The sequence below is a fragment of the Frankia sp. CcWB2 genome (assembly GCF_977927585.1).
This window is the reverse complement of sequence record NZ_CDWRCM010000167.1, coordinates 1-9,616: the sequence shown is the minus strand read 5'-3', so window position 1 is coordinate 9,616 and position 9,616 is coordinate 1. Positions and strand designations below refer to the sequence as shown.

Sequence of the window (9,616 nt, the reverse complement as noted above, 5' to 3'; positions counted from 1 at the left end):
TAGCAGGTCGCTAAGATCCTCGAGCCCAAGCTCGCGGTTGAGGTCGGCGAACACGTTGAACAGCTCGCTGCTCGCCGTCTGCGCGCCGCTCGCGACGATGCCGGCCACGGGGACGATCGTGTAGAAGTGTCGCTGCACCACCGGATCCCGCATCAGACGGTCGACGACCTGCCGGGCGCCGTCAGCCATCGGGTCGTAGGCCCATGGTGTGGGACTGCCGGGAAGGCCGGGCCCCGGCGGCCAGTACCGTTCGTCGCAGCGGCTCAGGACGCCAAACGCCTTGAGCGGGTTGACGTCCCGGCCGTCGGCGGCGCTCTCGCCCGCCGAGAAACGGTCCACGGCGATTAGGTCGGTTTCGCCGACCCCGCCACTGAACAGGAAGACGACGGCGTCGGCGCGGTCGACCTCGGCCGTGCTGTCGGCGTGCACGGCGCTTGCATCCCGGCCGGTCGCGCGTAGCACGTCGGTGACCTGGTCGGCGACCACCGGGTCTGTGATGCCGAGGTACCGCGCCGCGTTCGCGGAGTCGACACCGTGCAGACTCGCCAGACCTGGCGTGTCGACCAGCCGGAACGACCGGAGCAACTCGATCGGTGCACCGAACTCGATCTTGCGGATGTCACGGAGCAGATGAAGGTCCGCCGCGGCGGTGACACTCAGCTTCGCCAACTGGTCAGCCATCTAATCGACCACAGTGTTGTCGATTAGATGGATCCGCACGGAACGAGTCGGCGCGTGACCTAGCTCGACGACGTTGAAGGTCAATTCGAGCTGGCCGGTCGGCGCGACCTTCTCGCCGACGATCGCGTTGACGACGGTCGACTTGCCGCGCTTGATCTGGCCGGCGACGGCGACGCGCATCGGTTCCCGCTGGCGGTCGGCGCATCGCACCAACGCCTGGGCCAGCTCGAACGTCGCCCGGTCATCGACAGGCAGGATGCTCGCGACTGAGCGGAACCGCTCGACGACGGCGGCGTTGGCCGCGGTCACGGCGGCGGTGCTTGCCCCGGTGCCTGCGTTCATTGCTGCCTGCTGCACGGTTCCCCCCGTTGACATCACGATTCTAGGTGAACGATGCTGCGTGGCGTGTCGGACCCCTGTGCCCAGAAAGAGCGGAACGTGTTAGAAAGATGACTATCGGGTCATGACTCGCCATGATGCACGTCCGTCCCACTGGGCATGCGGCACTGACATGGCACGTTCCGGTCGGCCCTGTGCCGGCGTGAGCGCGGCGCACTCTGCCAGCATGGGCCTGGTCGTGCTCCCTTCCCGAGTGCGGCCAACAACGCACCGGCCTGGCTGGGAGTCACCAACGGCGCTCTGTGAGGAGTCACGCCAGCGGCGGACAGGCTTCTGATCAGGCCAGCAGGTGGACCAGGCTGGTGCCCATGACAGCGACGGACGCGTCGTCGGGAGGGCACACGAACGCGGCCGGATCTCCTGCGAGTCACGTCGAGCCACAGGCCTCAACCTGACGGTCCTCATTCAGGAGCACCGACGCGACACTCACAGATCTCATAATCCGCAGGGTGACCGCGACACCCCCTGACTGAGCCGCCGCGATCTCGCCGTCCGACGGGCCGGCGCTGCATGAGCCTCAGAAAACGGACATGTGCAACCCGGGGGTGGTACCGATCGTCCTCACCCACGCCCGAGCCCTACTCGCCAGCACCCCCGAGGGCCGCACCGCCTACCTCGACGCGGATCTGCGCGACCCGGAGCGCCCCGGAACTGCGCGACACCCTCGATCTCACCTAGCCGATCGCCCTGTCCCTGATCGCGATCTTCCACTTCATCCCCGACTCCGACGACCCGCACGGCATTCTCCGTCGCTTCGTCGACGTGCTTCCGTCCGGCAGCTACCTCGTTCTCACCCACGGCACCGGCGACTTCGACCCCACGTTGCTGGTGGCGGCCGAGGCCTACCGGCAACGGGGGATTTCCACCCAGCTACGCAGCCGCGCCGAGGTCGAGCGTCTGTTCACCGGGCTGGAGCTGGTCGACCCGGGGGTGGAGGTGGCACACCGCTGGCGGCCCGATGACACCGTGCCCGCTGACCTGACCAACGCCCAGGTCAGCTGCTACGGCGCCATCGGGCGGAAAGCGTAGCCGGGCCGGCTCGCGCTTCGGGAATGGTCAGGCACGGTGGATCAGGATGTCGCCGTCGCCGGTACGGGCGCGCACCTCGACGGTCTCGTCGGTGGGCGCGGGGGCGTGGATGGTGGTCAGTTCGCTGTGCACACCGCCGCGTCCCGAGCGGACGTCCAGCAGGGCGGCGGTACCTTTCCGTACTCCCACTTCGAGCCGGCCGGAACCGGATACGAGCGCGACTGCGCCGCGCACCACTTCGCCGATCCGCACGCTGCCCGAGGCGGTCCTGGCCTCGACCCCCGCCAGCGCGCGGTCGACGGTGATGGCACCGGCGGCAGTGATCAGCCGCGCGTCCCCCGTCACCTCACCGATGGTGACGCCCCCGTTGGCCGTCTTGACTACCGCCGAGCCATCGATCTCGCGGATCCGGATCATGCCGTTCGAGGTCTTGATCTCGGCGTGCCCGGTCGTGCGGCCCACGGACACGTTCCCGTCGGCGGTCCCCAGCCGGAGCCTGCCGGTCTGGTCAAGGTCAATGTCGCCGGTGGCGGTGTGGAAGCTGGAATCGCCCAGGCGGCCCGTGCTCTGGATGTTGGTCATCGAGCTCGCGTCGACCCGCGAACCGGTGGGCAGCTCGACTGTCACGGTGACGGAGCCGTCCGGCCCGGACAGCGAGCGGGCCTTCTTCCTGGGTGCTCTGAGGTGAAGCTTCCCTTCGTCGTACTCGATGAGGGTCTCTCGCGCCGTCTGAACGTCGGTGTCGTGCGACGGGTCGCTCGGGCGTACCTCCACGACCGTGTCGGCGCGGTCGCTCGCGTTGATCCGGACGTGGCCGGTCCCGAGTTCGATGACGGCGAGGATCGGCTCGGGGGTGCGGAAAGTCGGCATGATGATCTCCTTGTGGCGTCGTCAGCCCGGGCGTGGCTTGCCCGGGCGCGGTGAACGCTGGCGCGGTGAACGCGGTGAACGCTGGCGTGGCTAGCGCACCCAGCCGCTGTAACGCCGCCCCAGCTGCTGGCCTGCGTGCGGACCGGTGCGCCGTCCCGCGGCACCAGGGTCGAGCGCGGCGGAGACGGCGTGCACCAGCCAGGCGTTGACGGACAGTCCTTCGTGCTCGGCCGCTTCATCGATGCGCGGTTTGAGACGCTCGGGGACGCGTAGCGTGATCCGCGAGGTACGTCCCTCGTCGTCTTCTGGAGCGGCGGACGGTTGCCTGACCACGGCGGCCTTGAAGTCGTCCGCCCCCGAGTGGTCGGTCGGCGGTGGCGTCACGACAAAATCAGGGTCTCGCCCACGCAGGCGTACCTCGACCGAGCCCGGCGCCAACTCTCGGGTGATCTCGTCGGCGGCGGCCGACAGCGCCTCCAGCAGGGCGAGCCTGACGGCCGAGTCCAGGGGCAGAGTGAGCCGCTCGGCCAGCGCGCGGGCGTCCTCACCCCCGGCTTCTGCGGCTGCCGCGAGTTCCCGGCGGAGGTTCTCGACATACGGCGCAAGGTCCATGACGTCATGGTGGCGCCAAGTTGACGTCATGTGCAAGCTCTGGCAGCCAGTAGGACGTCACAGCTGCCGTCGCGGCTGTCGTCGCCTCGGCTGCCCGGCCGGTACGGCTGCCGGCGGGGCGGTCGCGAACCCTCGTTGCGTGCGACGACTACGAAAAGTAGCGATCGTCGGGGTGCTCTCGTCACCGTCGCAGGCCTCGGCGATAGTGGGGCGATCCGCCCGGTGGCGGCGGTGATGCAGACGGGGGTGGATGTGCCGGGCGACGCGCACGGCGTCAGGATGCAGCCACCGCGGGCCACGGATCCGGGGTCACTGGGCCGGCACCGGGTGCTGGGCAGGCTCGGTGCCGGCGGGATGGGTGTGGTCTACCTGGCCGAGGGTCCCCTCGGCCAGGTCGCGGTCAAGTTGATCCGACCGGAGTACGCCGACGATCCGCAGTTCCGGGCGCGATTCCATCGCGAGGTCCAGGCGTGTTTCCGGGTCGGCGGTGCCCACACCGCCCGGCTCGTCGACTTCGAGCTGGAGGCTGAACGTCCATGGCTGGCCACCGAGTTCGTCGACGCCCCGGACCTCGCCGCCCAGGTCGCGGCGGCCGGCCCCCTACCCACCGGGGAGCAGATCATCCTGGCGGCCGGGCTCGCCGAGGCGTTGGCGTCCATCCACGCGGCCGGCCTGATCCACCGCGATCTCAAACCGTCCAATGTGCTGTGGACCGCGGACGGGCCGAAGGTCATCGACTTCGGGATCGCCGCGGCGGCCGAGGCGCGCCCGCTGACCGCGGTGGGCGGAGTCGTCGGCACGCCCGGGTGGCTCTCGCCGGAGCAGGCCACGGGCGGGGAGGTCACCGCCGCCAGCGACGTGTTCGGCTGGGGGGGCACTGGTCTGCTTCGCCGCCACCGGCCAGCCGCCGTTCGGCAGCGGCTCCGCCGACGCGGTGGCGTCGCGGATCGCGGCCGCCGAGTTCCAGATCGACTCCGACCGGCTCGCTCCAGAGCTGCACGCGCCCGTCCGCGAGGCACTCGACCGCCAGCCGCCGCAACGGCCTACCGCGCTCGACCTGTGCGAGCGGCTCGTCGGTCACGCCCGGGGGCGCAGATCCCAGTGACGCGCATCCTTCCCGACGCAGCCCGGACACCCACCCCACCGGCTGCACCGCAGATCCCGGGTTCGCCGCAGACCCCGGCACCCGAGCCGCGGGCACGCCGTCGCCGTCGCTGGCTGCTGGTGGGCGCCGGCACCGTCGTGGTCCTCGCGCTCGCGGGGGCGCTCGCCACCGTGCTGGTGGCCGGGGGCAACAACTCGAGCGCGGACAACTCGACGAGTAGCCGGCAGTCCTTCACCGCCGACGCGCCGTGGCGTCTCGCGATCATCGACCAGATCGAAGGCACCGACAATGGGTGCACGATCATCGTGACCAGCGACAGCACCGGCGAGCAGCAGACGATCAAGGAGGTCTACGGTGCGAAGACCTTCCAGGTACCGCTTGTCGGCGGCTTCCACTGGCAGGCCAACGACCCCGGGTGCTCGGTGACGGCCCGCTCCGGATCGGGGACGGCCGTCCTACCCTTCGCCCAGCAGGCCGGCACCGGCGACACCGACGCGTTCGAGGTCCCCTCGGGCCTTGTCCGGGTCGAGGTCGTGGACTTCGCCGGCTCGGACGACTGCGGGCTGCAGCTCCACGACGCCGCCGACGGCCGGGAGATCAGCTTCGGCACCGCGGCCCGCGGCGGTCCGCCGTTGCTGCTGGACCCGAGCGGACGCACCCAGGTCTACCTGGCCAACCTCACCTGCGGTGTCCGGGTGTCGGCCGCCCCGGGCTGAGCGGGTTCTGTTCCCCGCTGCCCGGCACAGCGACGTAACGGGCGGTGGCCTCGCGGTCCGGATAACCACGGATGATCCAGGCACCACCCTTCGCGGTGCAGTCGTCCGGGCCGGGCAGCGTCGTCCTGCCCTGCCGCCGCCACGCCTCGAACAGCACGCGGATCACCTCGCCGTGCGTGCACAGCACCGCGTCCCCGCTGTCGTCCTGGGTGAGCACGGCGAGCAGGTCGAACGGCGAGGCGCCGACCGCGAGGGCCGAACACCGTTGCACCGGCAGGCCCCGGTCGGCCGCCACCGGCTCGACGGTCTGCTCGCAGCGGACGTACGGGCTGGTGAGAATCCGCGCCAGCGGAATCGGCCGGAGGAGGTCCACTACCGCCCGCGCCTCGCGCTGGCCGCGCCGGCTGAGCGGACGGTGTTCGTCGCGCCCCTGCCACGTGTGTTTCTCGCCGGCATGGGCGTGCCGGAGAAGGACGAAGTCGACCACGTCCGCTCCTCCTATCGACGCGTAGCTCGGATCCTGTCGTCGAACTCCGGCGATCCGCGATCGCTCGCCCTCCGGTCGAAACCCTCTCTGATCATCTACATCGTCCTGCATGCCGGGCAGGGCCGACCCCGATACCGTAGCGGCCCGTACCGACCGGGCGGCCGTAGGGCCGCTCGTGCCACCGCGGTCCGCACGTCGACGGAGGCGGACTGGCCGAGGTCGTCACCGTTGCGCGCGGCTGATGGTTACGGCCGACTGTTCGTGCGCCAGGTTCATCAAAGTGCCATCTGGGCGACCACGGCGGGTAACACGTGGTCCGTTCGTTGGTCGGCTGTTCCCGGTTGGCTTTATGGGCGCTCCGTCGGCGAGGGTCGTCGCCGCTGCGCTGGAGGACTTGTGGACCGTCGTCGCGTGCTCGCGGGGATCGTCGCAGCGCCTTTCGCCGCCGTCCCTCTCCTCGCCCCGGTAGCCGCGTCGGTCGCCCCGGCGGGCGCCCTCGGCTCCGGCGGTGGCCAGCGCCGCCCGACACTGGTGATCGGGCATCGAGGAGCGTCCGGCTACCGTCCGGAGCACACCCTGGCCTCCTACGAACTGGCCGCCCGGTTGGGTGCCGACTTCGTCGAGCCGGACCTCGTGCCCACCAGGGACGGCGTCCTGGTCTGCCGGCACGAGCCGGAGATCGGCGGAACCACCGACGTCGCCGCGCATCCCGAGTTCGCCGCCCGCAGGACGACGAAGATTCTCGACGGCGTCGCGACCACCGGCTGGTTCACCGAGGACTTCACCCTGGCCGAACTGAAGACGCTGCGCGCCAAGGAACGGCTGCCCGAGGTCCGCCCGCAGAACACCAGGTACGACGGCCAGCTCGAGATCCCGACGTTCACCGAACTGCTTGATCTACGCGCCCGGCTGTCCCGGGAACTCGGCCGCGAGATCGGCGTCTACCCGGAGACCAAGCACCCGACCTATTTCGCCAAGGCCGGCCTGCCCCTGGAGCGGCGGCTGCTGGACATCCTGGTCCGGTACGGCCTGAACCACCGGGGCGCGCCGGTGTACGTCCGACCACGAATCTCTGCGAGCTGCGTACACTCGGCCTGCGCACGGCCTCGGTACAGCTGCTGTCCGCCACGGGCGCGCCGTTCGACCTCGTCAATGCCGGCGACCCGCGGACGTACCAGGATCTGTCGACGCTGGCCGGGCTGTGGCAGATCGCCCGCTACGCGAACGGCATCGGCCCGGACAAGCTTCAGGTCATCCCCCGGGCCGGGGACGGGACGCTGGGTACCCCGACCTCCCTGGTCACCGACGCCCACGCCGCCGGGTTGGTGGTGCATCCGTACACCTTCCGCGCGGAGAACACCTTCCTCCCGAAGGACTACCAGGTGGGCACCAGCCCCAGCGACCTCGGCCGGGCCGTCGACGAACAGGTCGCCTATCTCAAGACGGGCATCGACGGGCTGTTCACCGACCAGGCCGATATCAGTGTCCGCGCCCGGGCCGTCGCCGCCGGCCTCCCGAACCCCGGACCCCCGCCGGCCGACCATCACCCCACTCACTGACCCGCCGGCAGGTCCGCCTCGACATCGGACAGCCGGTTAACCGAGGGTCGGAAGCACCCGTTCGAAGAATTCGTGGTGACCGGCGAACGTGAGCTCCAGCCGGGTGAACTCGTGCGGCGTCACCCAGCGGGCGTCGCTCACCTCGCCCGGGTCGAGGATCAGTTCCTCGTCGGATCCGACCTCGGCGGTCCACCAGTGCAGCTGGTAGCTGCCGTCGTCGGTGTCGCATTCCCAGACCTTCGCAAGGGGGGTGACCGCCAGCCCCACCTCCTCGCGGACCTCGCGAACCAGCGCCGCCGCCTGGCTCTCGCCGGGCTCGATCCGGCCGCTCAGCGGAGCCCAGTAGCCCGGTCTCTGCGCCTGCGGCCCACGCCGGATGACTAGTACGCGACCGGCCCTCAGCAGCACCGCGACCACGGCCTGCCGTTTGCCCACCGCTGCCGTCACGGGAACCAGTGTAGGGAGGGGGCCGACGTCGCGACGGAAAAGTGTGGAGGGTTGGGCACGGTCCGCCAGGCCAGGTCCGGGGATGCACCGTCACCGTGGCCACCCCGTCCTCCGCCGTGGCCAGGAGCAGCCCGTCGCCGCCGGGGAGTTCCACGTCCGGAACGTTCCCGGTCTCTACCTCCCACAGCCGGGTCATCGTGTCTTCCGCCCCGACCGGGCGCCACCGTGGAGCAGACAGCCCACCGGTGGTGTCACCGGCCCGTCCGGCACCACTCCCCACCGGGCTGCCGTGCACGAGGTGCGGCCGATCGTCCATGTCACCCGTACAAGCAGGTCTTCCACCAGGATCGGGAGTTCCACCACCGGCTCCCCGGCCCGGGCAGGCGCCCACCGGTGGGCCTTGTCGAACTCCGCCTGCGGAAAGCTGGTGATCAGTGCGCCGTCGCCGTCCAGGACCAGCAACGGCCATCCCCCGCCGGTCACAGGATCACCACCGGATCATCCGGCCGGTGCAGCGGCGCGGCGGCACGGTCGGCCTCGACGCAGGCGTGCACCACCTCGCCGTCCTCTCCACCGGCGAGCAGGTCGCCAACCCGAAGCCGCTCGCCTGCTCGCTGCGCAGGCTGCGGCGCGCGTCGCGGGCCTACGCCCGGTTGAAGCCGGGAATCGCTGGCCGACACCAGCGGGCCGCGCACCTCGCGAAGATCCACGCTCGGGTGGCGAACCAGCGCCGCGACGGGCTTCACAAGATCACGACCCGACTCGCGACGTCCCACGATGTGATCGTGGTGGAGGATCTGCACGTCGCCGGGATGGTCCGCAACCGGCGCCTCGCCCGCGCCGTGTCCGACACCGGCCTGGCCGAGATCCGCAGGCAGCTCGCCTACAAGACCATCTGGTACGGGTCGCGGCTGGTCGTCGCGGACCGCTGGTATCCAAGCTCGAAGACCTGCTCCGGCTGTGGCTGGCGAAACCCAAGCCTGACCCTGGCCGACCGCACCTTTCACTGCCAGTCCTGCGGGCTGGCGATCGACCGCGACGCCAACGCCGCGGTCAACCTGCATAACCTCGTCGACCGCCAGTACATCGGCGACGTTAAAACTGCCCGTGGAGTCGACCGTAAGACCCCGCCTGCGGGGCCGGTGGCTGTGAAGCGGGAACCCGGCACCGCGCCAGCGGGTCAGACCGGGGGTGCCTCACCGAGAGGCGAGGCGGCATGAACATCGCTATCCATCGCTCTCATGTAACGGTGATTCCCCCTCGGGCGATGAGCTGGGCGGCGATGACGTTGCGTTGGATCTCGTTGGTGCCTTCGCCGATGATCATGAGTGGGGCGTCGCGGAAGTAGCGTTCGACGTCGAACTCGGTGGAGGAGCCGTAGCCGCCGTGCACCCGGACCGCGTTGAGCGCGATCTCCATCGCGGTTTCCGAGGCGAACAGCTTGGCCATCCCGGCTTCCAGGTCGCATCGCTCGCCGGCGTCGTAGCGGTCGGCGGCCAGGAGGACGAGCTGGCGGGCAGCGGTGTACTTGGTGGCCATGTCGGCGAGATAGTTGCCGATGGACTGGTGTTTCCAGATCGGCTTGCCGAAGGCCTCGCGTTCCTGGGCGTAACGCAGCGCGTCGTCCAGCGCGGCGCGGGCGATACCGGCTCTTCGAAGTTAAGCGGGTTTGAGGCATCTGCGGGCTCGGCGGGTGGTTGCGCAGCGTGTT

The 9,616-nt window shown here is 70.2% G+C and carries 7 protein-coding genes and 5 pseudogenes; 4 read left to right on the top strand and 8 right to left on the bottom strand.

The genetic code is table 11. The features are described 5' to 3' along the window. A pseudogene (locus ACY45C_RS16320) lies at positions 1 to 681 on the bottom strand (hypothetical protein); the annotation flags it as partial. After that, positions 682 to 990, bottom strand: coding sequence for a dynamin family protein (locus ACY45C_RS16315; RefSeq protein ID WP_462188435.1), 309 nt, complete (start codon positions 988 to 990; stop codon positions 682 to 684). It abuts the pseudogene before it with no gap. A 590-nt stretch (positions 991 to 1,580) separates the two neighbouring features. Between ACY45C_RS16315 and ACY45C_RS16310 the strand changes: the two are divergent. Further along, positions 1,581 to 2,109, top strand: a pseudogene (locus ACY45C_RS16310) (SAM-dependent methyltransferase); the annotation flags it as partial. Between the two features lie 27 nt (positions 2,110 to 2,136). Here ACY45C_RS16310 and ACY45C_RS16305 read toward each other — a convergent pair. Further along, positions 2,137 to 2,979, bottom strand: coding sequence for a DUF4097 family beta strand repeat-containing protein (locus tag ACY45C_RS16305; RefSeq protein ID WP_462188434.1), 843 nt, complete (start codon positions 2,977 to 2,979; stop codon positions 2,137 to 2,139). A gap of 90 nt (positions 2,980 to 3,069) precedes the next feature. Further along, positions 3,070 to 3,591, bottom strand: coding sequence for a toxin-antitoxin system HicB family antitoxin (locus tag ACY45C_RS16300; protein WP_462188433.1), 522 nt, complete (start codon positions 3,589 to 3,591; stop codon positions 3,070 to 3,072). A 234-nt stretch (positions 3,592 to 3,825) separates the two neighbouring features. On the opposite strand from ACY45C_RS16300, the gene ACY45C_RS16295 reads away from it, so the two are divergent. Next, positions 3,826 to 5,412 (top strand): protein kinase domain-containing protein, encoded by a 1,587-nt coding sequence (locus tag ACY45C_RS16295; RefSeq protein ID WP_462188437.1) that lies wholly within the window; start codon positions 3,826 to 3,828, stop codon positions 5,410 to 5,412. Here the strand turns inward: ACY45C_RS16295 and ACY45C_RS16290 are convergent. Beyond that, complete coding sequence (locus ACY45C_RS16290) at positions 5,375 to 5,899, bottom strand: SixA phosphatase family protein (RefSeq protein ID WP_462188432.1); 525 nt, start codon at positions 5,897 to 5,899, stop codon at positions 5,375 to 5,377. The genes ACY45C_RS16295 and ACY45C_RS16290 overlap by 38 nt on opposite strands. Positions 5,900 to 6,295: 396 nt before the next feature. On the opposite strand from ACY45C_RS16290, the pseudogene ACY45C_RS16285 reads away from it, so the two are divergent. After that, a pseudogene (locus ACY45C_RS16285) lies at positions 6,296 to 7,458 on the top strand (glycerophosphodiester phosphodiesterase). Positions 7,459 to 7,494: 36 nt separating this feature from the next. Here ACY45C_RS16285 and ACY45C_RS16280 read toward each other — a convergent pair. Continuing rightward, on the bottom strand, positions 7,495 to 7,893 hold the full coding sequence (locus ACY45C_RS16280; protein ID WP_462188436.1) for an NUDIX hydrolase: 399 nt from the start codon (positions 7,891 to 7,893) through the stop codon (positions 7,495 to 7,497). Positions 7,894 to 8,097: 204 nt separating this feature from the next. Beyond that, complete coding sequence (locus ACY45C_RS16275; protein WP_462188438.1) at positions 8,098 to 8,388, bottom strand: hypothetical protein; 291 nt, start codon at positions 8,386 to 8,388, stop codon at positions 8,098 to 8,100. Positions 8,389 to 8,411: 23 nt separating this feature from the next. Between ACY45C_RS16275 and ACY45C_RS16270 the strand changes: the two are divergent. Beyond that, a pseudogene (locus tag ACY45C_RS16270) lies at positions 8,412 to 9,125 on the top strand (RNA-guided endonuclease InsQ/TnpB family protein); the annotation flags it as partial. 19 nt (positions 9,126 to 9,144) lie between these two features. Here the strand turns inward: ACY45C_RS16270 and ACY45C_RS16265 are convergent. Beyond that, positions 9,145 to 9,561, bottom strand: a pseudogene (locus ACY45C_RS16265) (acyl-CoA dehydrogenase family protein); the annotation flags it as partial. Between the last annotated feature and the right edge of the window lie 55 nt (positions 9,562 to 9,616).

Coding starts and splice junctions, on each gene's coding strand:
- ACY45C_RS16305 (WP_462188434.1), bottom strand. CDS start 2,979: ATGCCGACTTTCCGCACCCCCGAGCCGATCCTCGCCGTCATCGAACTC.
- ACY45C_RS16300 (WP_462188433.1), bottom strand. CDS start 3,591: ATGGACCTTGCGCCGTATGTCGAGAACCTCCGCCGGGAACTCGCGGCA.
- ACY45C_RS16295 (WP_462188437.1), top strand. CDS start 3,826: ATGCAGACGGGGGTGGATGTGCCGGGCGACGCGCACGGCGTCAGGATG.